The organism is Anaeromyxobacter sp. (assembly GCA_016718565.1).
Taxonomy (GTDB): Bacteria; Myxococcota; Myxococcia; order Myxococcales; family Anaeromyxobacteraceae; genus JADKCZ01.
This window is the reverse complement of the sequence record JADKCZ010000001.1, coordinates 1,198,962-1,221,494: the sequence shown is the minus strand read 5'-3', so window position 1 is coordinate 1,221,494 and position 22,533 is coordinate 1,198,962. Positions and strand designations below refer to the sequence as shown.

General features: G+C 75.6%; 23 protein-coding genes and 1 pseudogene. 10 read left to right on the top strand and 14 right to left on the bottom strand.

Going from position 1 to position 22,533, the window contains the following annotated elements; translation table 11 throughout:
* Positions 1 to 38: 38 nt before the first annotated feature.
* The 6 genes and pseudogenes from IPO09_05230 to IPO09_05205 all read right to left on the bottom strand — a co-directional run bounded on the left by IPO09_05230 (position 39) and on the right by IPO09_05205 (position 3,705).
* Positions 39 to 1,037: a paraslipin gene (locus IPO09_05230; GenBank protein ID MBK9516755.1), complete on the bottom strand. Its 999-nt coding sequence runs from the start codon at positions 1,035 to 1,037 to the stop codon at positions 39 to 41.
* A gap of 55 nt (positions 1,038 to 1,092) precedes the next feature.
* Positions 1,093 to 1,512, bottom strand: a complete 420-nt coding sequence (locus tag IPO09_05225; protein ID MBK9516754.1) for an NfeD family protein — start codon at positions 1,510 to 1,512, stop codon at positions 1,093 to 1,095.
* Positions 1,513 to 1,575: 63 nt separating this feature from the next.
* Positions 1,576 to 1,980, bottom strand: a complete 405-nt coding sequence (locus IPO09_05220; GenBank protein ID MBK9516753.1) for a nuclear transport factor 2 family protein — start codon at positions 1,978 to 1,980, stop codon at positions 1,576 to 1,578.
* Between the two features lie 7 nt (positions 1,981 to 1,987).
* Positions 1,988 to 2,836: a DUF4010 domain-containing protein gene (locus tag IPO09_05215; GenBank protein ID MBK9516752.1), complete on the bottom strand. Its 849-nt coding sequence runs from the start codon at positions 2,834 to 2,836 to the stop codon at positions 1,988 to 1,990.
* Positions 2,837 to 2,881: 45 nt separating this feature from the next.
* Positions 2,882 to 3,277, bottom strand: a pseudogene (locus IPO09_05210) (MgtC/SapB family protein).
* Positions 3,274 to 3,705: a hypothetical protein gene (locus tag IPO09_05205; GenBank protein MBK9516751.1), complete on the bottom strand. Its 432-nt coding sequence runs from the start codon at positions 3,703 to 3,705 to the stop codon at positions 3,274 to 3,276. Before IPO09_05205 ends, IPO09_05210 begins: the two are co-directional and overlap by 4 nt.
* On the opposite strand from IPO09_05205, the gene IPO09_05200 reads away from it, so the two are divergent.
* The gene (locus IPO09_05200) at positions 3,704 to 4,240 is read left to right on the top strand and encodes a four helix bundle protein (protein MBK9516750.1); all 537 of its coding nucleotides are present in this window, start codon (positions 3,704 to 3,706) and stop codon (positions 4,238 to 4,240) included. The genes IPO09_05205 and IPO09_05200 overlap by 2 nt on opposite strands.
* On the opposite strand, the gene IPO09_05195 is transcribed toward IPO09_05200, so the two are convergent.
* Positions 4,230 to 4,784, bottom strand: a complete 555-nt coding sequence (locus IPO09_05195) for a four helix bundle protein (GenBank protein ID MBK9516749.1) — start codon at positions 4,782 to 4,784, stop codon at positions 4,230 to 4,232. The genes IPO09_05200 and IPO09_05195 overlap by 11 nt on opposite strands.
* An 89-nt stretch (positions 4,785 to 4,873) precedes the next feature.
* Entirely contained in the window at positions 4,874 to 5,242 is a 369-nt protein-coding gene (locus IPO09_05190; GenBank protein MBK9516748.1) for a hypothetical protein, read from the bottom strand.
* On the opposite strand from IPO09_05190, the gene IPO09_05185 reads away from it, so the two are divergent.
* Positions 5,241 to 5,573, top strand: coding sequence for a P-II family nitrogen regulator (locus IPO09_05185; protein ID MBK9516747.1), 333 nt, complete (start codon positions 5,241 to 5,243; stop codon positions 5,571 to 5,573). The two genes, IPO09_05190 and IPO09_05185, sit on opposite strands and share 2 nt — an antisense overlap.
* 65 nt (positions 5,574 to 5,638) lie before the next feature.
* On the top strand, positions 5,639 to 6,475 hold the full coding sequence (locus IPO09_05180) for an EamA family transporter (GenBank protein MBK9516746.1): 837 nt from the start codon (positions 5,639 to 5,641) through the stop codon (positions 6,473 to 6,475).
* A 120-nt stretch (positions 6,476 to 6,595) separates the two neighbouring features.
* Here the strand turns inward: IPO09_05180 and IPO09_05175 are convergent, their stop codons facing one another.
* The 3 genes from IPO09_05175 to IPO09_05165 form a co-directional block, all read right to left on the bottom strand.
* Positions 6,596 to 8,059, bottom strand: a complete 1,464-nt coding sequence (locus tag IPO09_05175; protein ID MBK9516745.1) for an ammonium transporter — start codon at positions 8,057 to 8,059, stop codon at positions 6,596 to 6,598.
* Positions 8,060 to 8,334: 275 nt separating this feature from the next.
* On the bottom strand, positions 8,335 to 9,771 hold the full coding sequence (locus IPO09_05170) for a response regulator (GenBank protein MBK9516744.1): 1,437 nt from the start codon (positions 9,769 to 9,771) through the stop codon (positions 8,335 to 8,337).
* A gap of 128 nt (positions 9,772 to 9,899) precedes the next feature.
* Positions 9,900 to 10,565, bottom strand: a complete 666-nt coding sequence (locus tag IPO09_05165) for a helix-turn-helix domain-containing protein (GenBank protein MBK9516743.1) — start codon at positions 10,563 to 10,565, stop codon at positions 9,900 to 9,902.
* Here IPO09_05165 and IPO09_05160 point away from each other — a divergent pair.
* The 3 genes from IPO09_05160 (at position 10,564) to fusA (ending at position 14,747) form a co-directional block, all read left to right on the top strand.
* The gene (locus IPO09_05160) at positions 10,564 to 11,625 is read left to right on the top strand and encodes an SPASM domain-containing protein (GenBank protein MBK9516742.1); all 1,062 of its coding nucleotides are present in this window, start codon (positions 10,564 to 10,566) and stop codon (positions 11,623 to 11,625) included. The two genes, IPO09_05165 and IPO09_05160, sit on opposite strands and share 2 nt — an antisense overlap.
* A 134-nt stretch (positions 11,626 to 11,759) precedes the next feature.
* On the top strand, positions 11,760 to 12,599 hold the full coding sequence (locus IPO09_05155; protein MBK9516741.1) for a M23 family metallopeptidase: 840 nt from the start codon (positions 11,760 to 11,762) through the stop codon (positions 12,597 to 12,599).
* A gap of 75 nt (positions 12,600 to 12,674) precedes the next feature.
* Entirely contained in the window at positions 12,675 to 14,747 is a 2,073-nt protein-coding gene (fusA, locus tag IPO09_05150) for an elongation factor G (protein ID MBK9516740.1), read from the top strand.
* Here fusA and IPO09_05145 read toward each other — a convergent pair.
* Complete coding sequence (locus tag IPO09_05145; protein ID MBK9516739.1) at positions 14,710 to 16,218, bottom strand: hypothetical protein; 1,509 nt, start codon at positions 16,216 to 16,218, stop codon at positions 14,710 to 14,712. The two genes, fusA and IPO09_05145, sit on opposite strands and share 38 nt — an antisense overlap.
* Before the next feature lie 51 nt (positions 16,219 to 16,269).
* Positions 16,270 to 17,073, bottom strand: a complete 804-nt coding sequence (locus IPO09_05140; protein MBK9516738.1) for an inositol monophosphatase — start codon at positions 17,071 to 17,073, stop codon at positions 16,270 to 16,272.
* A gap of 156 nt (positions 17,074 to 17,229) precedes the next feature.
* On the opposite strand from IPO09_05140, the gene IPO09_05135 reads away from it, so the two are divergent.
* Positions 17,230 to 17,508, top strand: coding sequence for a hypothetical protein (locus IPO09_05135; GenBank protein ID MBK9516737.1), 279 nt, complete (start codon positions 17,230 to 17,232; stop codon positions 17,506 to 17,508).
* Positions 17,508 to 19,310, top strand: a complete 1,803-nt coding sequence (locus IPO09_05130) for a histone deacetylase (GenBank protein ID MBK9516736.1) — start codon at positions 17,508 to 17,510, stop codon at positions 19,308 to 19,310. The genes IPO09_05135 and IPO09_05130 overlap by 1 nt, the downstream gene beginning before the upstream one ends.
* A 23-nt stretch (positions 19,311 to 19,333) precedes the next feature.
* On the opposite strand, the gene IPO09_05125 is transcribed toward IPO09_05130, so the two are convergent.
* On the bottom strand, positions 19,334 to 19,858 hold the full coding sequence (locus IPO09_05125; protein ID MBK9516735.1) for a TlpA family protein disulfide reductase: 525 nt from the start codon (positions 19,856 to 19,858) through the stop codon (positions 19,334 to 19,336).
* Positions 19,859 to 20,046: 188 nt separating this feature from the next.
* Between IPO09_05125 and IPO09_05120 the strand changes: the two genes are divergently transcribed.
* Positions 20,047 to 21,396: a hypothetical protein gene (locus IPO09_05120; GenBank protein MBK9516734.1), complete on the top strand. Its 1,350-nt coding sequence runs from the start codon at positions 20,047 to 20,049 to the stop codon at positions 21,394 to 21,396.
* The gene (locus IPO09_05115; protein MBK9516733.1) at positions 21,396 to 22,481 is read left to right on the top strand and encodes a hypothetical protein; all 1,086 of its coding nucleotides are present in this window, start codon (positions 21,396 to 21,398) and stop codon (positions 22,479 to 22,481) included. Before IPO09_05120 ends, IPO09_05115 begins: the two co-directional genes overlap by 1 nt.
* The last annotated feature ends 52 nt before the right edge of the window (positions 22,482 to 22,533 follow it).

The following is a 22,533-nucleotide window of genomic DNA, read 5'->3' as shown; positions in this document are numbered from 1 at the left end:
TTTGACCCCCGCCCCGCCGGCGGGCCAGGGGCCGCGCCCTACGGCTGGCGCGGCGGCATGGACGGCGGCGCGCCGGGCCGGGGCGCGGCGGTGGTGCGCAGCGGCTCCTGGGGCTTGCCGGTCTTGAGCACGTTCATGGCCAGGGCGATCATCGAGCCCACGTCGGAGAGGCTGGCCGGCAGGACCACCGTGTTGGTGGTCCTGGCGATGTGGCCGAACTGCTCGACGTACTTCTCGGCCACGCGGAGCTGCACCGCCTCCACGCCGCCCTCGGAGTTGATGGCCTCGGCCACCTTGCGGATGCCCTCGGCGGTGGCGGTGGCGATGGCCTGGATGGCGTGGGCCTGGCCGTCGGCCTCGTTGATCTGCTGCTGCCGCTTGGCCTCGGAGGCCTTGATGACCTGCTGCTTCTGCCCCTCGGCGCTGTTGACGGCGGCGTCGCGCTCGCCCTCGGAGCCGAGGATGACGGCCCGCTTCTCCCGCTCGGCCCGCATCTGCTTCTCCATGGCGGCCAGCACGTCCTGCGGCGGGGTGATGTTCTTGATCTCGTAGCGCAGCACCTTGACGCCCCAGGCGGCCGAGGCCTTGTCGAGCTCGGTCACCACCTGGGAGTTGATGTAGCCGCGCTCCTCGAAGGTGCGGTCGAGCGAGATCTTGCCGACCTCGCTGCGCAGCGCGGTCTGCGCCAGCTGGCTGATGGCGTAGTAGTAGTCGGAGATGCCGTAGCTGGCCCGCTGCGGGTCGAGCACCTTCAGGTAGATCAGGCCGTCCACCGCCACCTGCACGTTGTCGCTGGTGATGCAGATCTGCTCGGGGATGTCGAGCGCCTGCTCCTTCAAGGTGTGGCGGTAGCGGATGACGTCGATGAAGGGCAGCAGGATGTGGAAGCCGGCGTCGAGCACCGCCTGGAACTTGCCGAGCCGCTCCACCACGAAGGCGCTCTGCTGCGGGACGACCACGGCGGTCTTGACGACCACGAAGATGGCGAAGATGGCCACCACGATGGAGATGACGAGGGCGGCGCTGACGGATTCCATGAGGGTCCTTCCTTGGGGCCCGTGCGGCGGCCCGGGTGTGGGTCGAGGCGCGCCGCTACTCGGCGCGCAGCCAGAGGGTGAGGCCGTCCACGCGCTCCACCAGGCAGCGCTGCCCGGCCTTGAGCGGGATGCCGGAGGTGGCGCGGGCGGTCCACGGGGTGCCGCGCAGCTCGGCCTTCCCCTCGCCGCCGGCCGGCAGGTCGGCGAGCAGCACCGCCTGCTCGCCCACCAGCTCGGCGGCGCGCTCCGGCTGGCGGTTGAGGCGCCGCAGCATCGGCCCGCGCAGGGTCACCAGGCCGACCAGCGAGAGGACCGAGAAGGCGAACCACTGCACGGTCTCGGAGAAGCCGAAGGCCGCCAGCGGCGCCACCAGCAGCGCCCCCACCCCGAAGAACAGGGCGAAGAAGCCGCCCGGCGTGGCCACCTCGAACGCCAGGAGCGCGATCCCGGCCAGCACCCAGAGCCACCAGATCATGTGTGGGCCCCCTCCACGAGCCGGCCAGGATGGTAGCACCGGCCGGGACTTCGGGTGGACTGTTCAGCTGCGCAGCTCGGGCTCTGGCGGCCGGGCCCGCGCCTGCCCTGGCGCCAGCTGCGAGGCCTGGTGGTGGCACAGTCGCCAGGCCCCCTCCTCCCGCACGAAGAGGTTGGTGGCCACCAGGCGCGCGCCCTGCACCAGCTCGTGGCAGGTGACGAAGGCCACCTCGCCGAGCAGGTGGGCCTGGGCCAGCGTGCAGCGCACCTCGGGCGCGCCGCCCGACTCGAGGATGGCGCGGAAGCTCCCCAGCACCTCCTCGCGCCCGTCGAGCACGTCCCAGCCGGGGTGCACGCAGGCCACCGGCGCCTGGCGGGCCCACAGGGCCGCCATGGCCTCCACGTCGCGCGCCGTGAACGCGCGGTAGAACGCCTGGTTGGCCTCGAGGACCTCGATGTCTTGCTTCATGGCCCGGTCATAACGCCCAGGCCAGGGCCACGCCGCCGGCGCCGGCCGCCAGCATGGCGAGGAGCGCCACCAGCACGCGCCGACCGAACGGCCAGCCGCCCAGCACCGCCGCCATCACGCCCTTGGCCAGCGTGTTGGAGGCGGCCCCCAGGAAGATGGTGGTGGCGGCCACCTGGTGGGTCACCTCGACGCCGCCCAGCCGGGCCATCGAGAGGGTGATGGCGTCCACGTCGGTGGTGCCGGCCAGCAGGCCGGCGGCGTAGGTGCCGGCCGTGCCCAGGTAGAGCGCCGCCGCCTTGCTGCCCAGCAGCACCACCGCGAAGAGCAGGGCGAACTGCAGCGCCCGCCCCAGCTCGAAGGGGTTGGTGAAGGTCACCGCGGCCCCCTCCGTGCCCGACCGCCGCGAGCGGAGCCAGAGCAGCAGGCTGGCCACCAGCCCCGCCGCCGCGGCCGCCGCCACCGGGAAGGCCAGGTCGGCCTGCAGCGCCGGGTTGACCACCGCCACGATGGCGAAGACCCGCACGAACATGATGGTGGAGGCCAGCACCACCGCCAGGGCCGCCGAGTCGGCCAGCTCCGGCCGCTCGCGCGCCCGGCCGGACATGGAGAGGGTCACCGCGGTGGAGGAGACCAGGCCGCCCACCACGCCGGTCAGCCCCAGGCCGCGCTGCGGCCCGAGCAGCCGGATGCCGGCGTACCCAACGAAGGAGAGGGCCGAGATGAGCACCATGAGCCGGCCCACGTCGAAGGGGTTGAGCACGTCGAGCGGCCCGAAGGTCCGGTCGGGCAGGAGCGGCAGCACCACCACCGCCACCACCAGGAACTTCAGGGTGGAGGCCACGTCCTCGCGGCTCATGGCCTGGGCCAGCCTGCGGGTGGTGGGGCGCGCGGAGAGCAAGAAGGTGGCCACCACCGCCACGCCGGCCACCACGAAGATGCGCCGGCTGGTGGGCTCGATCACCCCGCGGGTGCAGGCCAGCACGCCCAGCAGGAAGGAGAGCAGGAAGGCGGCCTCGGAGGTGATGCCGCGGCCGCGGTCGCGCGACACGTCCCCCTGGTAGTTCACCACCAGGAAGGCCACCAGCGCGCCGAGCGCCATGAGGGCGAAGAGCGGCCCGAGCTCGCGGGCCGCCAGGGTGGCGACCCCGCCCACCAGGGCGAAGAGCGGGTGGGTGCGGGCGCCGCCCAGGAAGGGATCGGTGGGCTGCTCCGGCGCCGAGCGCTCGCGCTCCAGGCCGATGAGGAGCCCGGCGGCGGCGGCCAGCCCGAGGGAGACGAAGGGCTCGTACTCGGTCATCGGGGAGATGGTACCCCCGGTTGGCGGGAGGGGACAGGCGGGGCGGCGCGCGATATCGGCGCGGTCGGGGTCGGGGTCGGGGTCGGGGTCGGGGTCGGGGTCGGGGTCGAGGTCGGGGTCGGGGTCGGGGTCGGGGTCGGGTCGGGGTCGCGGTCGGGGTCGGGGTCGGGGTCGGGGTAGGGGTCGGGGTCGGGGTCGAGCTGGTTGCTCACCCTCTCCCCCAGCTTGCTGGGGGAGAGGGCCGGGGTGAGGGGGCCGCCAGGGGTCAGGGCGCCCACTCGTCGCTGCTGCTCGCACTGGCACGCTCGCGCCGGGCTGCGCCCGTCACTGCGCGTGCGGCGTACTCCTGAGACGCGCCGGGTGGGCTCGGGCTCATGGGTGCCGTCGTTCATGTCGCGCTCCTTCTCGGGGTGAAAGGAGCGCGACATGAACGACCACCACTCGCTCTTCGCTGATCACACGGCAACGGTTCCCCGCGGGTTCACCTCTTCTCCGGCCTCGGGTCCCGCGGGTTCCTCTTCATTGGCCTCGGGTCCCAGGGGTTCCTCCTCCACTGCCTCGGGTCCCAGGAGTTCCTCCTCTCCATCCTCGGGTCACCAGGGTCCCTCCTCCTCTCCGCTCGGCGCGGGCGGGGTCTCCCTCCCCCACCACCGGCTCATCGCCTACGGCGTGGCGCTGGAGCTGCTCGCGGCGGTCCGTGCGGCCCAGGTGCGTGACCCCAAGCTGCGCGACGAGGCGCTGCGCTCGGCCAAGTCGGCGAGCCTCAACACGGCCGAGGGCGCGGGCCGGGTCTCGCGCCCGGACAAGGCCCGCTCCTTCGCCATCGCCCGCGCCGAGGCCGGCGAGGCCGCGGCGGCGGTGGAGATCGCCGCCTCCTGCGGGGACGCCTCCCCGGCCGCGGCGGCCCGGGTGAACCAGGTGGCCCACCGGCTGGTGGCCCTGCTCACCGGGCTCATCCGGTAGCCGGCCGGGGGCGGACCGTGGGAGCCGAGGGCAGTCGCCTCGGCTCCCCCGGCCTCCCTCGCCGCAGCAGCCCGCGCAGCAGCGCCCGCACCCGGGCGGCCAGGGCGATGCCCTGCCGGGCCACCTCCTCGTCGAGCGCCCCGATGGCCGCCGCCAGGTCCAGCGCCCCGGCCACCTCGTGCACCGAGCCGTCCGCCTGCCGGAAGTACCGCCGGCGCACCCCCGGCCGATCGTCGGGCAGCCCCTCGCACAGGTTCAGGAACGCCGACTTGGCCGCCCGCGTGGCCTGGTCGCGCAGCTCCGCGTCCGCGATGCCCGCCGTGCAGACCGCCCGCGCCAGCTCCCTCGCCACCCGGTACGCGTCGAGCCGCTGGAAGGGGAGGACTGGTGCTGCAACGGAAACCGCAGCAGGGAGAGCACCGGGGGCGGCCGCCGGAGCAGCTGGATTGGCCACCGGAGCAGCGGGATCAGCCACCGGAGCAGCGAGATCAGCCACCGGAGTGTGAGAGAGCGTCTGGAGCGGAGCGTCGAAGTGTGTGTGCATTGCAGCCTCCTCACCCGCAGGGGGAGGCTGCAATGCAAGCCCGTCCCGCTCCAGCCGCTCGAACACCGTCGAGGTCGTCGAGGAGCCCCTCACCCCGGCCCTCTCCCCGGAGGGGAGAGGGAGAGCGCAACTTCGAGGTCGGGGTCGGGGTCGGGGTCGGGGTCGAGGTCGGGGTCGGGGTCGGGGTCGGGGTCGGGGTCGAGGTCGGGGTCGGGGTCGGGGTCGGGGTCGAGGTCGGGGTCGGGGTCGAGGTCGAGGTCGGGGTCGGGGTCGGGGTCGGGGTCGGGGTCGGGGTCGGGGTCGGGGTCGGGGTCGAGGTCGAGGTCGAGGTCGAGGTCGGGGTCGAGGTCGAGGTCGAGGTCGCCGCCGAAGCCGCCCCCCCCCCCGGCACCCTCCGTGCAAGCGCCCCCTCCCAGGCGCCTCGCACCTGGCGCTGCCCGCCGAGGAGGCGTCCGCATGACCAAGCTCGAGGCCATCGTTCCCCCGGGCCGGCTGGACGACGTGAAGCGCGTCCTCTCCCTCGACTGGGTGGGCGGGCTCACCGTGACCGAGGTGAAGGGCGCCACCGGGGTGGCCGGCGGGCGGTACCGCGGCGTGGCCACCCCGCCCGACCTGGCCCCGCTGCTGCGCATCGAGCTGGTGGTGCCCTCCCCGCTGGCGCCGCGCCTCCTGCACGACCTGACCCGCTGGCTCCGCACCGGCCGCGCCGACGACGGGCTGCTGCACGCCGGGCCGGTGGACGAGGTGGTCAGGCTCCGCACCGGGGAGCGGGGCGAGGGCGCCCTGTGAGGTGACCGCCCGGCCGGGTCCCCTCCCTTCGCGCCCGCGCCGGCCCGTGCCATGGTGCGCGCCCCATGCGCGGCGACCGGGCCATCGGAGCGGGCCTGACGGCCCTGGCGGCCGTCCTCTGGGGCGGCTGGTCGCTGGTGCTGCGCCCGGCCGGCCTGCCGCCGGCGCAGGCCGCCTGGCTGGCGCTGCTGGTGATGGCGCTGCCCCTGCCGCTGGTGGTGTCGCGCGCCCCCTTCCGCGACCGGGGCGCCGTGGTGGCGCTGCTGCTGCTCGGGGTGGCCGACGCCGGCAGCGTGGGCTTCTACTTCGCCGCCATCGACCGCGGCCCGGTGGCGGTGGCGGTGCTGACCCACTACCTGGCGCCGCTCCTCGTCACCCTGCTGGCGCCGCTCCTCACCGGCGAGCGCCGCTCGCGGCGCGCCCTGGTGGCCACCCCGGTGTCGCTGCTGGGGCTGGCGCTGCTGGTCTGGCACCCGGGCGAGGAGGTGGCCCTGGTGACCGCCGGGCTGGGCGCCACCAGCGCCGTCTTCTACGCCGCCTTCGTCTTCGCGGCGCAGCGGGCCGGGCGGTCCTTCTCGCCGCCGGCCGTGGTGTCCTTGCACGCGCTGGTGTCGGCCGGGGTGCTGCTGCTGGTCTTCGGCGGCGGGGCCATCCCGGACGCGGGCCCGGGGGCGCTGCGGGTGGGCCTGGGCTCGCTGGTGTGCGGCGTGCTCGCCACCACCCTCTTCTTCCGCGGGGTGAACCTGATCCCGTCGGCCGTGGTGGGGGCGCTCTCCTACCTCGAGCCCCTCACCGCCGCGCTCATCGGCTGGGCGGCCTTCGGCGAGACCATCGACGGGGTCGGCCTGGTCGGCGCGGCGCTGGTGCTGGCGAGCGGCGTGGCCGTGGCCACGGAGCGCTGAAAAAAGAGACGTCCGGGGATCACTCGATCCCCGGACGCCTCACCCGCGCGCAGCAGACCCCTCTGCTGCCCGTTCCCAGGCCTCTGCCCCCCCGCGGGGGCGAGGCCAGCCCTGCACCCGCTACTCGTGGCTCGGCGACAGCGCGCCGACCGCGGCCGGCGACCTGGAGGGCTCACCCCCCCGCGGCGCCAGCCCGTGCGTCGGGCCGGAGTCGAAGACGTAGCCGTGCACGCCCATCTCGTCGATGTCGAGGCCGGCCACCTCCGACTCGGCCGAGGCCCGGTTGCCGACCAGCTTGCCGATGACCCAGAAGGTCAGCGCCGCCACCGGGGCCACCCAGAGGACGTTGGCCACGATGCCGATCAGGTTGGCGTAGAGCTGCCCGGCGTCGCCGTAGAAGAGGCCGGTCACCTTGCCCGCCACGCCGTTCCAGCCCTCGCCGTACTTGCCGTTGGCGAAGAGCCCCAGCGCCACGATGCCCCAGGCGCCGTTGACGCCGTGCACCGCCACCGCGCCGACCGGATCGTCGACCTTGAGCCTGGTGTCGATGAAGATGGCCGCCACCACCACCAGCACGCCGGCGATGGCGCCCACCAGGATGGCCGCCCAGGACTCGAGGAAGGCGCAGGGAGCGGTGATGGCCACCAGGCCGGCCAGCATGCCGTTGGCCAGCCAGGTCGGGTCGGGCTTGCCGAACTTGATCTTGACGAAGACGTAGGCGCCGAAGGCGCCAGCGGCGGAGGCCAGCATGGTGTTCAGGGCCGCGATGGCCAGCTGGGTGTCCATGCCCGACAGCGTGGAGCCGGCGTTGAAGCCGAACCAGCCGAAGGCCAGGATGAAGGTGCCGGTCATGACCTGGGCGATGTTGTGGGCCGGGATGGGGTTGACCCGGCCGTCGGAGGTGTACTTGCCGATGCGCGGGCCGATCATCTTGGCCAGCACGAAGGCCATCACGCCGCCGGTCATGTGCACCACCGAGGAGCCGGCGAAGTCGACGTGGCCGTGGCCCAGGCCGAAGTTGGCGCCGAGGTCCGCCAGCCAGCCGCCGCCCCAGACCCAGGCGCCGTAGATCGGGTAGATGAGGGTGGAGATCACGAAGGAGAAGATGATGAAGCTGGTGATCTTCCAGCGCTCGGCCGCCGCGCCGGTGGGGATGGTGCAGGTGGTGTCCATGAACACCATCTGGAAGAAGAACATGGTGGCCACCGCCGGCGTGAACATGGCCGGCGGGAGCATGAAGCCGCTGGTGCCGAAGAGCTCGAACGGCTTACCGAAGAGCTCGACGGCGAACATCGGCGAGGAGAGCGTGGCGTCGCCGCCGAAGGTGGGCATGGGGCCGAACGAGCCCATCTGCAGGCCGAAGCCGACGAAGTAGAAGCCCAGGATGCCGATGGCGTAGACGAAGAAGTTCATGCCCATGGTGTGGGCCACGTTCTTGGCCCGCGTCAGGCCGGTCTCCACCAGGGCGAAGCCGGCCTGCATGAACATCACCAGGGCGCCGGCCAGCACCGTGTAGACGATGTTGAGCGCGGTCTGGGTGTCCGCCAGGTTCTTCGCCAGCTCTGCGACGGTCGGATCAGCCATCTTCTCTCCCTGGGGACCAAGAGGTGTCGTGAAGGTCGCCCGGACCTGCCGGGCGTCGAGCGTGTCGTTCGCCAGGCCGGTAGTGCAGCCGCCGTGCCGCCACCGGAAGGCGCTGGGACGCCGCATTTCGCACGAACGGGCCCGATCCATGGGCAGCGCCCGGGCAAGCCGGTGCCCGGATCACGGGCATGGCGCCCACGCCCTCGGCGCGGCCAGCGCGCCTGGGCCCAGGGGCGGACGTGGTCGGGCCGGGGAGGACTCCGCCCGCCCCGGCCTCAGCCGATCAGCGCCAGCAGGTCCTGCTTGATGGCCTCGCGCACCGGCTCGTCGCCGGCGGCCAGCAGGGCCCGCTCCAGCGTCTCGGCGGCCTTGCGGCGGAAGCCCTTCTCCTCGTACAGCCCGGCCAGCGCGCGCAGGGCCGGCAGGTAGCCCGGCCGGAGCTCGGCGGCGCGCTCGAAGGCCGTCATGGCGGCGAAGGCGTCGCCGCGCGCCCGCAGGGTGCGGGCCAGCTGGGCGTGGGCCTCGGCCGACCAGGGGTCGGCCCCGATGGCGGCCTCGAAGGACGCCTGCGCCTCGGGCAGCCGGTTGGCCAGCAAGAGCTCCTTGCCGCGGGCGATGTGCGGCGCGGCCAGGGCGGCGCCGGTGGTGGGGCGGGAGGCGGTGGACTCCAGCACCGCCTCGATGCGCCTGAGCACGTCGTCGAAGCGGAAGGGCTTCTCGATGTAGTCCTCCGCCCCGTAGGCCTCGCGGGCGTCCTGGGCGAAGCGCCAGCCGCGGTAGACGGCGGTCATCATGATGACCGGCACGTGGCGGGTGCGCGGTGAGGACTTGATGCGGCGGCAGGCCTCGAAGCCGTGCACCTTGGGCAGCATGGCGTCGAGCAGCACCAGGTCGGGCACCAGCGCCTCGCACTTGGCCAGCGCCTCGGCGCCGTCGACCGCCACCTCCACCGCGAAGCCGTGCTTCTCCAGGGCCCTCTGCACCAGCAGCCGGATCTCCGCCTCGTCGTCCACCACCAGCACGGTGCGGCGGCCAGCGGCCCGCACCGCCAGCACCACCTCCTCGCCGGCGCCGGGGCGGCCCATGGGCTCGTCCTCGCCGGGCAGGATGGGCGCACCGCTCTCGACGGCCACCAGGTCGTCGTCGGCCAGCTCGGGCAGCACGTCCTCCGCGATGAGCACCTCCACCTCGGGCGGCTCGGCGGCGGCGCCGGGCGGGAGCACCGCGGCCAGCACCGGCGGCGGCCCAGGGTCGGCCAGCGGCCCGCGCCAGGTCGCCTCGCCCCGCTCGCGGGCGTCGTAGGCCTGGGTGATGGCCTGGCGGGCGGCCGACTGCACGCAGACGTAGGCCGAGACCTCCCGCCCCGTGACGAACCGGACCTCCGAGAGCACCCGCTCGTCGTGCGGCGTGGACATGGCCAGGTGGAGCCGGCCGCCCTCGTCGGAGAGCGGCAGGATCAGGTCGTGGTCGGCCACCAGCCGGGGCACCAGGTCGAGCAGCGAGAGGTCGATGACGCAGCGGGAGAGGTCCACGCCCGGCACGCCCTGCTTCTCAGACAGGACCTCGGCCAGGTGGCCCTGGTCCACCCCCATGGCCAGGAGGCGCGAGCAGAGCCGCTCCCCGTGCGCCTTCCCCTCGCGCCAGGCCTGATCGACCATGGCCTGGGTGGCCACGCCCCGCTGCACCAGCAGTACGCCCGTCGGAGTGGACACCGTGCGGCCTCTCGCCGGCCCCCCACCTGCGGGCCGGAGCCGGGAGCTTACCGCGGCGCCGTCAGCGGACGGTCCGTGTCGGAGGAGCCGCGACGAAGGGGGCCCTTCGGGGGCTGCGGCGGGACGCCCTACCCCACCGTGTCGGCGTAGGTCATGACCAGGAACATCACCGCCTCGCCGCCCGACCGGTTGCGGTAGACGTGCGGCACGTCGGCCTCGAAGACGATGGCGTCGCCGGCGTCGAGCTGCTCGCGCCGGCCGTCGGCCTCGATCTCCACCGACCCCTGCGCCACCACCAGGTTCTCCACCGTGCCGGGGTTGTGGGCGTCGGCCTTCTCGGCGGCGCCCGGCCTCAGGGTCAGCTGGTAGAACTCGACCCGCCGCGGGGAGTCGAAGGGGAAGAGGGCGCGCGAGCTGAAGGCGCCGTCGTGGCTGGTGAGCAGCTTGGCCTGCCCGGCCCGCAGCACGTGCACGCTCCCCTCCTGCCGGGCGCTGATGAGGCCGGAGAAGGGCACGCCCAGGGCGCTGGCGATCTTCCAGAGCACGTTGATGGTGGGGGCGCTCTGGCCCAGCTCGATCTGCCCCAGCATGGCGCGCGACACGCCGGAGAGGCGGGCCAGCTTCTCCAGCGAGAGGCCGCGCTGCCCGCGCAGCCGCCGCAGGTTCGAGCCCACCACCGGCGTCAGGTCGGACGCCGCCGCCGCCACCTCGCGCGGCTCACCGGCCGCCTTGGACTCGGGCGCGGCCGTCCGCCCGCGCCCTCTCTTGACGGTCCCCTCGCGTGTGCTCTTCATGGGTGGAGACTTTTCCGTTACAACGGATCACTTGTCAACGCGCCTCCCCCACCCCGCCGGCCCCTGGCGCCTCACCCTGGTCACCGACCCGGACGACTGCACGCTGGCCTGCGACATGTGCGAGTGCGGCCAGGCGCGCGCCGCGGCGGGGCCCCGCGCCGGCCCGCCCCGCCGCATGGACCCGGCCCTGGCGCTCTCGGCCCTGGCCCAGCTGCGGGGCGGGGCGCTCCGCGAGGTCATCCCCTCCACCATGGGCGAGCCCCTGCTGTGGGCCGGGTTCGACGCCCTGCTCGACGCGCTGGCGGCGACCAGGCTGCGGCTCAACCTCACCACCAGCGGGACCTGGCCAGGGCGCGGCGCGGCCGCCTGGGGGGCGCGCCTCTACCCGCTGGCCAGCGACGTCAAGGTCTCCTGGAACGGGGCCACCGCCGCCACCGCCGAGGCCATCATGGCGGGGCTCGACTTCGCCGCGGCGATCGAGGGGGTGCGCCAGGTGGCGGCCGCCCGCGACGAGGCGGCGGCGCGCACCGGGGTGCGGGGCCGGCTCTCCTTCCAGGTGACGGCCCAGGCCGGGAACGTGGACGAGCTGCCCGACCTGGTGCGGCTGGCCGGCGCCCTGGGCGTGGACCGGGTCAAGGTGAACCAGCTGCAGCCGCGGGCGCCGCACCTGCTGGCGCGGGCGCTGACCCGCAGCGCCGCCGGCCTGGCCCGCTGGAACCGGGCCGCCGCCGCCGCCCGGGCCGCCGCCGCCGAGGTGCGCCGCCCCGCCGGGCCGCTCGAGCTGGCCGGCTGCGGGGAGCTGGCGCTCGACCCGGCCGCGCCGGCGCCGCTCGGCCCCTGCCCGTTCCTGGGGCGCGAGGCCTGGCTGCTGCCCGACGGGCGGCTGGCCCCCTGCCCCCACCCGGCCGCCTGGCGGGGCGAGCTGGGCGACTTCGGCAGCGCCGCCGCCTCGCCGCTGCGGGAGCTCTGGACCTCCAGGGCCTTCCGGACCTTCACCGAGCGTCACGAGGAGCACCCGGTCTGCGCCGCCTGCCCGCTGCGCCGGCCGGGCGGGGCCTGAGGGGCCGCCAGGAGATCCCCTCGCGTCGCCGCACCCCCTGAAGCGCCCGCCGCGCCGGCGCGCCGTGCCCTCCCGCGCGGCCCCCGGCCAGCCGGGGTTCCCCCGCCGCCGGATCCGCGGCAGGATCCCGGCCCATGCTCGCCCCGCTGATCCTGGCCGCCCTGCTGCCGGCCGCCACCGCCGAGGTCTCCCCGCCCCGGGCCCGCCCGGGCGACGCGGTGCTGGTCACCGTGGCCGGCGCCGAGGCCGCGCCGGAGGGCGCCCTGCTGGGCCGCCCGCTCCGCTTCTTCCCGGCCGGGGAGGGCCGCTGGCGGGCCCTGGCGCCGCTGCCCACCGAGGCCGCCCCGGGGCCGGCCGCGCTCTCCCTCTCCAGCGGCGGCGCGCCGGTGCCGGTGGCGCTCGAGATCGACGCGGCCGCCTTCCGCGCCACCCGGCTCTCGGTGGCGCCGCGCTTCCTCTCCCCGCCCGCCTCGGCCGCCGCCCAGATCGCCGCCGACGCGGCCGCGCTGGCCGAGGCCTACCGGCAGCCCTTCGAGCCGCCGCTCTTCGGGGCGGCCTTCGGGCGCCCGCGCGTGGCCGAGGTCACCGGCCGCTACGGCGACCAGCGGGTCTTCAACGGCACCGCCGCCAGCGTGCACTACGGGCTGGACCTCGACGGCGCCCGCGGCGACCCGGTGCTGGCCGCCGCCGACGGCGTGGTGGTGCTGGCGCGCCGCTGCTACCACTCCGGCTGGACCACCGTCCTGTGGCACGGCGCGGGGGTCTACTCCTCCTACCTGCACCAGGCGGCGGTGGAGGTGGGCCCCGGCGCGCGGGTGGCGCGGGGCCAGCGCATCGGCCAGGTGGGCTCCACCGGCCGCTCCACCGGGCCGCACCTCCACTGGGGCGTCAAGGTGGACGGGCTGTGGGTGGACCCGGAGTCGGTGCTGCGCCTCGACCTCGGCGACCCGCCCCGGCCGGCCCCCGCCCCCTGAGCGACCGGCCGCCCCGCCGCTCCCGTGGCCGGCTCGGCGCCGCTCGGGGCTATGCTGCGCCTCGGGAGGAGCGCCATGGGAGGGGACGAGGCGGGGCCATCGAGGGCCGCGACGAAGCGCATGCGGGCCATCCGCAACCTCGGGATCATGGCCCACATCGACGCCGGCAAGACCACCGTCACCGAGCGGCTGCTCTTCGTGGCCGGCCGGACCCACAAGATGGGCGAGGTGCACGAGGGCCAGGCCGTCATGGACTGGATGGAGCTGGAGCGCGAGCGGGGCATCACCATCACCGCCGCCGTGACCAGCCTGGCCTGGCGCGGCCACGACCTGCACCTGGTGGACACCCCCGGCCACGTGGACTTCACCGTGGAGGTGGAGCGGTCCCTGCGGGTGCTCGACGGGGCGGTGGCGGTCTTCGACGCGGCCCACGGGGTCGAGCCGCAGTCGGAGGCGGTGTGGCGCCAGGCCGACCGCTGGCGGGTGCCGCGCCTGGCCTTCGCCAACAAGATGGACCGGGTGGGCGCCGACCTCCCGGCCACCCTGGCCTCGCTGCGCCGCCGCTTCCCGGACCACGCCTTCGCGGCCGTGCAGCGCCCCCTGGGCGCGGAGGCGGCCTTCGCCGGCTTCGAGGACCTGGTGGCGCGCACCACCGTGCGCTTCCTCGACCGCGACGACCCGCGCGCCTTCACCGCCGCGCCCGGCCTGTCGCCGCAGGGAGAGGCGGACCGGCGGACCCTGCTGGAGCTGCTGGCCGACCACGACGACCAGGCCGCCGAGGCGCTGCTCTCCGACCGCGACCTCGACGAGGCGGGGCTGCGCCAGGCCATCCGGCGCGCCACCGTGGCGGGGCGGTTCGTGCCCCTGCTGTGCGGCTCGGCGCTGCACAACCAGGGGCTGCCGCAGCTGCTCGACGCCATCTGCGACTGGCTGCCCTCGCCGCTCGACGTGGCCCCGCCGGAGGGGCACACCCCGGCCGGCCAGCCGGTGCCGCCGCGCCCCGCCGACGAGGCCGGGCCGCTGCTGGCGCTGGCCTTCAAGGTCTCCCTGCTCGACGAGCGGCGCCGCTTCGTCTTCCTGCGGATCTACGCCGGGCGGCTGGCCGAGGGGGACGAGGTCTGGAACGCCAGCCTGGGCCGGGCCGAGCGGGTCTCCCGCCTGCTCCTCATGCACGCCGCCCAGAAGACCCGCCTGGCCCAGGCCGCGGCCGGGCAGCTGGTGGCGGTCATGGGGCTCAAGGAGACCCGCACCGGCGACACCCTGTGCCACCGCGACCACCCGGTGCTGCTGGAGCGGCTGGGGGCCTGCACCCCGGTGGTCTCGCAGGCCATCGAGCCGGCCGCCCAGGCCGACCGCGACCCGCTGCTGGAGGCGCTGGCGCGGCTGGCCGACGAGGACCCCTCCATCACCTTCGGCGAGGACCGCGAGACCGGCCAGCTCCTGGTCTCGGGCATGGGTGAGCTGCACCTGGAGGTGGTGGCCGAGCGGCTGCGCCGCGAGTTCGGCCTGGCGGTGCGCACCGGGGCGCCCCAGGTGGTGCTGCGCGAGACGGTGTCGGCCGCCGGCCTGGGCGAGGCCACCTTCGAGCGGCTCCTCGACGGCGCCCCGGTCTTCGGCCAGGTGGCGGTGCGGCTGACGCCGCTCGGGCGCGGGGCGGGCCTGGTGGTGGAGCTGGCCCCGGCCGCGGCGGCCCTGCCCTTCCTGCGCGGCGAGGCGCTCGAGCTGCTGCTGGCCGGCGCGCGCGAGGGCGCGGAGAGCGGGGTCCTGCAGGGCCACCCGCTGCAGGACGTGCGGGTGGAGGTGACCGGCGCGTCCTGGCGCGAGGGCGCCTCCCGCCCGTTCGCCTACAAGGTGGCGGCGGCGGCGGCGGTGCGCCAGGCGGCCGAGCGGGCCGGCCCGGTGCTGCTGGAGCCGGTGGCGCGGGTCGAGGTGGTGGCGCCGGCCGAGCACCTGGGCGACGTCATCGCCAGCCTGGACCGGCGGGGCGGCACCATCCTCGACGTGGCGGAGCGCGGCGCCGCGGTGCGGCTGGTGTCCGGCGAGGCCCCGCTGCGCCGGCTCTTCGGCTACGCCACCGACCTGCGCTCGCTCACCCAGGGGCGCGCCACCTTCACGCTCCGGCTGGATCGCTTCGACGTGGCGCGCTGAGCGCCTGGCCGGCCGGCAGCCAGATCCGCGCCCGGGTGCCGCGCCCCGGCTCGCTCTCCAGGGTGAACTGCCCGCCCATGGCGCGCACCAGGCCGTGGCTGACGGAGAGGCCGAGGCCGCTGGCCCCGTCCGCCTGGTTGGTGGTGAAGTACGGCTCCAGCACCCGCCCCAGGTGCTCCCGCGGGATGCCGGGGCCGTGGTCCTCCACCTCGAGGAGCACCCGCTCGCCGTCCCGGCGGGTCCGCACCACCACCGCGCCCGGGGTGCGGCCCCCGGCCGGCAGGGCCTGGGCCGCGTTGGTCAGCAGGTTGAACAGCACCTGGACCAGGCGCGCCGGGTCGGCCTCCACCGCCCCCGCCCCGCCGTCCTCCACGGCCACCACCTCGGCCTGCCCCAGCTCGTGGCGCAGCAGCCGCACCGCCGAGTCGATGACGGGGCGCAGCTCGACGCTGGTGGCCCCCACCCGATCCGGCCCGCGCGAGAAGAGCGCCAGGTCCAGCACCACCTCGCGGATGCGCTGGGCCGCCTGGCCGATCTCGACGGCCGCCTCGCGCAGGTCCGCGGTGGCCGGGGGCGCCTGGGCCGCGCCCAGCTCGGCGTGCAGGAAGCCGGAGTTGGCGGTGATGGCGGAGAGCGGGCTGTTGATCTGGTGGGCCACGCCACCGGCCAGCCGGCCCAGCGCCGCCAGCCGGTCCTGCTGCGCCAGCGCCTGGTGGGCCAGGGCCAGCTGCGCGGTGCGCTCCTCCACCGTCCGCTCCAGCCGCGCCGACAGCGCGGTGAGCCGCTGCGCGTCGCCGGTGGCGCGCCCCACCAGCTCGGCGCCGATGGTCAGCGTGGCCACCAGGAAGCCGACGTCGAGCAGGTACGGCGCCGCCAGCAGCTGCCCCGCCGTGAGCACCTCCACCACCGCCGTGCCCAGCAGCACGGCGAAGCCCGCCAGGTGGGGCCAGGAGCCGGGCACGCCGGCCAGGGCGCCGCGCAGGTAGCGCCCGGCCGGCACCACCATGGCCAGCAGCGCCAGCAGCAGGGCGGCCCCGCCCAGGGGCGTGACGTCCGCGGTGTGGTAGCGCAGCCCGAGCGCCGGGACGTCGTGGGCGTGGACGGTGGCGCGGGCCAGCGCTCCCGGCCAGGGGCCCAGCAGCGCCACCCCGGCCAGGCCGACGCCCAGGAGCCGGTGAAGCCAGCCGCCGCGGCGCGGCGGCGCCCCGTGACCCGCGCTGTAGTGGAGCCAGGCCAGCGCGTGCAGGGCGCCCGCCGAGATGGCGAGCCGGCTGGCCGGGACGATCACCGAGGGCGCGGCGCTCAGGGTCTGCGGCACGCTGGCCAGGCTGTAGGCCGCCGCGGTGAGGGCCACCAGGCCGAACAGGCGCAGGTGACCCCAGCCGGGCGCCCGGCCGAAGCCCAGGCAGAGCATGGCCACCAGGATCTCGAGGGCGGCGGCGGTGGCGGAGAGGGACGACGCGAGGGTCATGGCCTGGGGTCGGACGGTGCGTCGGCAGCATAGCCAAAGGCCCGGCGGGGGTCACATGGGCTCACCCCGCGAGGCCTGGTGGATGAGCGCCAGCAGCCTGGGCTGCAGCGCTGGCGACGCCGCCACCACCCCGCCGCTCTCCAGCACCCGGTCGCCGCCCTCGAGGTCGGTCACCACCGCCCCGGCCTCCCGCGCCAGCAGGAGGCCGGCCGCCAGGTCCCAGGGCTTGAGCCGGGCCTCCCAGAAGCCGTCGAAGCGGCCGGCCGCCACGTAGGCCAGGTCGAGCGCCGCCGACCCGAGGCGCCGCACCCCGCGCGCCCGGGTCACCGCGGCGCCGAAGACCCGCAGCAGCACCTCGTGCCGCTGGAACACGTCGTACGGGAAGCCGGTCACCAGCAGCGCCTCGCCCACCTCGGCGCAGCCGGAGCAGCGCAGCGGCACGCCGCCCAGGGTGGCGCCGCCGCCGCGCGAGGCCAGGAAGAGCTCGCCGCGCAGGGGGTCGCAGGTGGCCCCGGCCACCACCCCGTGGGCGTCGCTGGCCGCCACCGTGACGGCGAAGTGCGGCAGGCCGTGGGCGTAGTTGGTGGTGCCGTCGAGCGGGTCGACCACGAAGCGCAGCCCGCCGCTGGCGCCGCCCGAGGCGCCCGACTCCTCGGCCAGCACCGCCGCCCCCGGGAAGCGCTCGGCCAGCAGCGCCAGCACCGCCGCCTCGCTGGCCCGGTCGGCGTCGGTGACGAGGTCGATGGTCCCCTTCTTGTCGATGGTGCGGGCCTGGCCCCATCGGGCCCGCAGCACCGCCGCGCCCGCCTGCGCCGCCGCGGCGCACCCCGCCAGCAGCTCCGCCGCCTCCCGCACGCGCCACCTCGCCCGGCGCCGGTCCGTGGGCGCCCTCCCCCTGGCCGCGCCATCGCGGCGGGGGGCGGGGAGGATACCGCGCGCCGGCCCGCCGCGGACGCCCGCCGCGCCCCGTCGGAGCCGAGCCCCGGCGCGGCCCCCTGCTAGACTGCCCGCATGAACCTGGCCCTCGCGGTCGTCCGCACCCTCTACCTCGCCTTCGTCGTGGTCTACCTCCTGGTGGCCCTCCCCTGGGGGCTGCTCGTCAGCAGCGAGGCCAAGCTCGGCACCGTGGCCGTCGGGCTGGACACGGTGCAGCGGGTCGCCACGGCCGCCTGGCTGGCGGTGGCCTGGATCGCGGTGGAGACCGCCTTCGCCTGGGTGAAGGTCTGGCTGGCGCGCCGCAAGGCGGCCGCCGCCACCACCGCCGCGCCGCCCGCCGCGCCGGCCACCTGATGCCGCTGCGCGCCCTCGGCCGCCGGCTGCTCGGCCTGCTGGCGCGCCGCCCGGTGACGCTGTGGCACGACCCGCGCTACCGGCTCCCCCTCTCCGGCGTGGAGGCCTCGGCCGGCATCGAGCCGCGCCGGGCCGACTTCGCCGCCTGGTGGCTGGCCACCTCGGGGGCCGTGCCGCGCCAGCGCATCCTGGTCCCGGCGCGCCTGCCCATCGCCGAGCTGGCGCGGGTCCACACGCCCCGCCTGCTCGAGTCGCTGGGCCGCCCCGAGGCGCTGGCCTCCATCTTCGGCGTGGACCCCGGGGAGGTGGCGGTGGACGAGCTGATGGACACCATCCGGCTGGCCTGCGGCGGCACCCTGGAGGCCACCCGCGAGACGCTGCGCTCCGGCCACCCGTCGCTCAACCTGCTGGGCGGCTTCCACCACGCCGGGCCCGACGCCGCCGGCGGCTTCTGCCCGGTCAACGACGTCTCGGTGGCCATCGCCTCGCTGCGCGCCGACGGCTTCCGGGGGCAGGTGGTGATCCTGGACCTGGACGCCCACCCGCCCGACGGCCTGGCCGCCTGCCACGCCGGCGACCCCACGGTCTTCGTCGGCTCGCTCTCCGGCTCGGACTGGGGGCCGCTGGCGGAGGTGGACGAGACGGTGCTGCCCGAGGGCTGCCCGGACGACCCCTACCTCTCGGCGCTGGACGGCCTGCTCTCGCGCGCCCCGCGCCCGGCCCTGGCCTACGTCATCGCCGGCGGCGACGTGCTGGCCGGCGACCGGATGGGGCGGCTCGGCCTGACCCTGCGCGGCGCGCGCCGGCGCGACCTCGCGGTGTCGCGCTGGCTCGCCGGCGTGCCGCAGGTCTGGCTGCCGGGCGGGGGCTACACGCGCGACGCCTGGCGCGCGCTGGCCGGCACCGGGCTGGCCATCGCCACCGGCTCGCTGCGCCCCATCCCCCCCGACGCCGACCCGCTCTCGTCGCGCTTCGCCGGCATCTCGGCCGGGCTCTCGCAGCTGGAGCTGGGTGACTCCGGCGAGCTGACCGCCGAGGACGTGGAGGAGGCGCTGGGGCTGCGCCCCGAGCGGCAGCGGCTGCTGCTGGGGTTCTACACGGCCTCCGGCATGGAGCTGGCGTTCCACCGCTACGGCGTCTTCCAGCAGCTGTCGCGCCTGGGCTACGCCGACTTCCGGGTGGCCTTCGACCAGGGCGGCGCCGGCGAGCGGCTGCGGCTCACCGGCGTGGCGGACGGCCAGACCCATGTGCTCATCGAGGCCATCCTGGAGAAGCGGCGCTGCCTGGGGGTGCCGGTGCTCTACATCCACTGGCTCAGCCTGCGCCACCCGCGCGCCCGCTTCAGCGAGCGGCGCCCGCAGCTGCCGGGGCAGGAGGCGCCCGGGCTCGGCCTGGCGCGCGAGGCCGGCACCATGCTGGCGCTGATGGCCATCCGGCTCGGGCTGGGCGGCGTGGCCTTCCGGCCGGCCCACTACCACTCGGCCTTCACGGCCCGCCACGCCTTCACCTTCGTGGACCCGGCGCGGCAGGGGCGCTTCGAGGCCCTGATGCGCGACCTGGCCGACCAGCCGCTGCTGCAGGCCACCCGGGCGGTGAGCGAGGGGCGGGTCCTCATGAACGGCGCGCCGTACACCTGGGAGGCCGAGGAGATGGTCTACTGGCTGCGCGAGTCGCCGGCCGAGCCTGGCGAGACGGAGCGCGAGCGGTCCGAGACCACCTTCGCCCTGGCCCCCGGCCCGGCGCTCCCCCTCCCGCCGTGCCCCGCCGCGGGCGGACCGGCGGACCGGCCCGGCGCGGGCTGAGCGGGCGGCCCGGCCCCGGCATCTCAGCCGGCCGGGACCGGCTCGGCCAGCAGCAGCTTCACCTCGCGCGCCAGCTCCGCGGCGTTCTTCGCCTCGTACCCCTGGTGGACGAAGCGGACCAGCCCGGCCCGGTCGATCACCAGGGTGGTGGGCAGGCGCTGCACGTCGAGGCGCTCGGTGTGGCGGGCGCCGCCCTTGTCCCACAGCACCGGGAAGTCGAAGGGGGTGGCCGCCAGGTAGGCCTTCACCTGGGCCAGGTCCTCGTCCACCGAGACGCCGTAGACCCGCAGCCCCTCGGCGGCGTGCGCCCGGGCGAGCACCTCGAGCGCCGGCAGCTGCTCGCGGCAGGGCGTGCACCAGGTGGCCCAGAAGTCGACCACCCGGACCGTGCCCGGCGAGTCGGAGAGCCGCACCTCCCGCCCCTGCAGGTCGGGCGCCACCACCTCCGCCGGCTTGCCCAGGAGGGGTGAGACCACCAAGGAGGACCGGCCGGTGGCGCAGCCGGCCAGGGCGAGGAGGGCGACGGTACGCAGGGTGCGCCAGGTCATGACGGACCATTCTAGGTGGTCGGCGACGCACGCGCCCCCATTGGCCCGTCGCAAGTGGGTTTTTTCCCACCCGGACTGATCTCGATCAATTTCGCCCCATATCCCCTGTGCGATGGTCCGTGGGCCGTGCCGCCGGAACTTCCCGGCGCAGCGGGCATGGCCCGCTCCAACGGCACGCCGAGGTCCCGATGCGCACCACTCCACGCTTGTTCGCCGCGGTCCTCGCCGTCGCCACCGCGACGGCCTCCAGGGCCGACGTGGTCGAGGCCACTTCCACCACCATGGTGACCGCCGGCCAGCAGCTGCGCGGCGCCCCTGCGGGGAGCACCCCACAGCTCGACACCGTGGCGCCCGTCTACGAGATCCTGACGGTCACCGCCCGGGAGCTGCGCAACCCGCTCTTCGAGAACCTGGAGGTGGTGGTCTCGGGCTGGGGCTCCTACGACCTCGGCGAGGTGCGCTGGAGCTCCGGCACGCCCGACAACTTCACCGGCGACCTGACCACCGGCTACGTCCGCGGCCAGCTGCTCGACCGGCGCATCACCCTCAGGGCCGGCCGCGCCTACGTGGCGGCCGGGGCCGGGCGCATGCTGCAGCTCGACGGCGGTGACCTGCTGGTCCGCCTGCCGGGCGGCCTCTCGGTGGCCGGGTTCGCCGGCCTGCCGGTGGCGCAGCGCTTCCGCACCCGCGCCGGCGCGCAGAGCTGGAACCCGGCCGGCGGCGACATGGCCTACGGCGGGCGGCTCGGCTGGACGCTGCCGCTGGCCGGCGCCTACGGGCGCGGCCTGGAGGTGGGCGCCTCGATGGTGGTGGTCACCGACGACGGCGACACGGTCCGCGAGGACGCCGGGCTCGACCTGCGCTTCCAGCCGGTGGCCGGGCTGGTCTTCACCGGCACCGGCACCTACAGCCTGGCGGCCGGCCGGCTGGCCGAGGCCAGCCTGGTGGCCCTCTGGACCGCCTCCCGCAAGCTCTTCCTCACCGCCGACCTGCGGCTGACCGCCCCCGACCTGTTCCTGTCGCAGACCTCGATCCTCTCGGTCTTCACCGACACCGAGCGCAAGGACGTGGGCGCCGGCTTCCGCTACCAGCTCACCGAGGCCACCTCGGTGGGCGTCGACTACCACGCGCTCATCGAGCCCACCGGCGAGGCCTCCAAGACCGAGCTGGGGCACGAGGCCGCGGCGCGGGCCGAGTGGGACCGCGCCGACACCCGGCTGGGCGGCGAGGTGACCTACCTGACCACCGGCGGCCTGGGCTCCACCAAGAACGGCTACGTGGGCGGGCGGCTCTACGGCCGCCGCGAGCTGGGCCGGGCCTTCCTGGCCGGCGACGTGGTGGCCCACGTCCTCCAGGAGGCCGTCAACGGCCAGAAGAGCGCCTTCACCGGCACCCTCTCCGGCGGCTACCAGCTGGCCCCGGGCTGGAGCGCGGTGCTGGCCGGCCGCGCCGGCGTCACCCCGTTCCTCGAGCAGCAGGCCGACCTCATGGTGAAGCTCGTGTACAACCAGACCTACCGCGTGCGGGAGGTGAAGTGATGAACCGCCACCTGCTCGTCGCCGTGACCGCGGCCTTCCTGGCCGCCTGCGCGGCGAAGGACACCAAGCCGGCCGCCCGGGTCGATCCGGAGTTCGTCTTCCCGCACACGCCGCACGTGGAGGGCGAGGTCGACTGCCTGTCCTGCCACGCCTCCATCGTGAAGGACAGCACGCTCGAGGCGCGGGTGCGCCACGTGGCGCTGCCCAAGAAGAACTCCGACGCCTGCAACGGGTGCCACGACGACAAGGAGTTCAAGGACAAGATCTCCAAGAAGGTCATCCCGGCGCGCACCCGGGCCTTCTCGGTGCGCTTCAACCACGCCGCCCACCTGGCCAAGCCGGGCGTGACCTGCACGCAGTGCCACACCGCCCTGCCCGATCCGGGGCAGGAGGCGCCGCCCCGCCTCAGCATGAGCGCCTGCACCGCCTGCCACCAGCACCAGCGGGACTTCGCCGAGGCGCGCTGCACGCCCTGCCACGTGGACCTGAAGCAGTACGAGAAGCCGGTGGCCGCCTTCCAGCACGCCGGGGACTTCCTGAAGACCCACGGCCAGCTGGCCCGCCCCACCGCCGAGAGCTGCGCCCAGTGCCACGAGCAGACCTACTGCGCCGACTGCCACTCGGCCACCACCGCCCCGGGGCGCCAGGCCGTCATCTTCCCCGAGGCCGTGCAGCGCGACTTCATCCACCGCGGCGACTACGTCTCGCGCCACATGATCGAGGCGGGCGCCAGCCCGGCCTCCTGCCGCAAGTGCCACGGCTCCAAGTTCTGCGAGTCCTGCCACGAGCAGCAGAACCGCTTCCAGCCGCCCACCTCGGCCCTGCAGCCCATCAACCCGCACCCGTCGGGCTGGGGGCTGAACAAGGCCGGCGGCAACTTCCACGGGACGGCGGCCCGCAAGAACATCGTGGCCTGCGCCGGCTGCCACGACAACGGGCCCACGGCCATCTGCATCAACTGCCACAAGTCGGGCGACCTGGTCCCCGGCACCGGCCAGCCGATGCCCAGCCCGCACCCCGCCTCCTGGAACAAGAAGATCTCCGACATCGCCAAGAACAAGATGTGCGGCGCCTGCCACACCTGACCTGACGCTCGGCTCCCTCCTCGGAGCCCTTGGGCCCGGTCGCCGCGAGGTG

Coding starts and splice junctions, on each gene's coding strand:
- IPO09_05155 (MBK9516741.1), top strand. CDS start 11,760: ATGCTCGCCCCGCTGATCCTGGCCGCCCTGCTGCCGGCCGCCACCGCC.
- IPO09_05125 (MBK9516735.1), bottom strand. CDS start 19,858: ATGACCTGGCGCACCCTGCGTACCGTCGCCCTCCTCGCCCTGGCCGGC.
- IPO09_05165 (MBK9516743.1), bottom strand. CDS start 10,565: ATGAAGAGCACACGCGAGGGGACCGTCAAGAGAGGGCGCGGGCGGACG.
- IPO09_05215 (MBK9516752.1), bottom strand. CDS start 2,836: ATGAGCCGCGAGGACGTGGCCTCCACCCTGAAGTTCCTGGTGGTGGCG.
- IPO09_05230 (MBK9516755.1), bottom strand. CDS start 1,037: ATGGAATCCGTCAGCGCCGCCCTCGTCATCTCCATCGTGGTGGCCATC.
- IPO09_05200 (MBK9516750.1), top strand. CDS start 3,704: ATGAACGACCACCACTCGCTCTTCGCTGATCACACGGCAACGGTTCCC.
- IPO09_05195 (MBK9516749.1), bottom strand. CDS start 4,784: ATGCACACACACTTCGACGCTCCGCTCCAGACGCTCTCTCACACTCCG.
- IPO09_05130 (MBK9516736.1), top strand. CDS start 17,508: ATGCCGCTGCGCGCCCTCGGCCGCCGGCTGCTCGGCCTGCTGGCGCGC.
- IPO09_05120 (MBK9516734.1), top strand. CDS start 20,047: ATGCGCACCACTCCACGCTTGTTCGCCGCGGTCCTCGCCGTCGCCACC.
- IPO09_05225 (MBK9516754.1), bottom strand. CDS start 1,512: ATGATCTGGTGGCTCTGGGTGCTGGCCGGGATCGCGCTCCTGGCGTTC.
- IPO09_05160 (MBK9516742.1), top strand. CDS start 10,564: ATGGGTGGAGACTTTTCCGTTACAACGGATCACTTGTCAACGCGCCTC.
- IPO09_05135 (MBK9516737.1), top strand. CDS start 17,230: ATGAACCTGGCCCTCGCGGTCGTCCGCACCCTCTACCTCGCCTTCGTC.
- IPO09_05175 (MBK9516745.1), bottom strand. CDS start 8,059: ATGGCTGATCCGACCGTCGCAGAGCTGGCGAAGAACCTGGCGGACACC.
- IPO09_05190 (MBK9516748.1), bottom strand. CDS start 5,242: ATGCGGACGCCTCCTCGGCGGGCAGCGCCAGGTGCGAGGCGCCTGGGA.
- IPO09_05220 (MBK9516753.1), bottom strand. CDS start 1,980: ATGAAGCAAGACATCGAGGTCCTCGAGGCCAACCAGGCGTTCTACCGC.
- fusA (MBK9516740.1), top strand. CDS start 12,675: ATGGGAGGGGACGAGGCGGGGCCATCGAGGGCCGCGACGAAGCGCATG.
- IPO09_05205 (MBK9516751.1), bottom strand. CDS start 3,705: ATGTCGCGCTCCTTTCACCCCGAGAAGGAGCGCGACATGAACGACGGC.
- IPO09_05115 (MBK9516733.1), top strand. CDS start 21,396: ATGAACCGCCACCTGCTCGTCGCCGTGACCGCGGCCTTCCTGGCCGCC.
- IPO09_05145 (MBK9516739.1), bottom strand. CDS start 16,218: ATGACCCTCGCGTCGTCCCTCTCCGCCACCGCCGCCGCCCTCGAGATC.
- IPO09_05185 (MBK9516747.1), top strand. CDS start 5,241: ATGACCAAGCTCGAGGCCATCGTTCCCCCGGGCCGGCTGGACGACGTG.
- IPO09_05180 (MBK9516746.1), top strand. CDS start 5,639: ATGCGCGGCGACCGGGCCATCGGAGCGGGCCTGACGGCCCTGGCGGCC.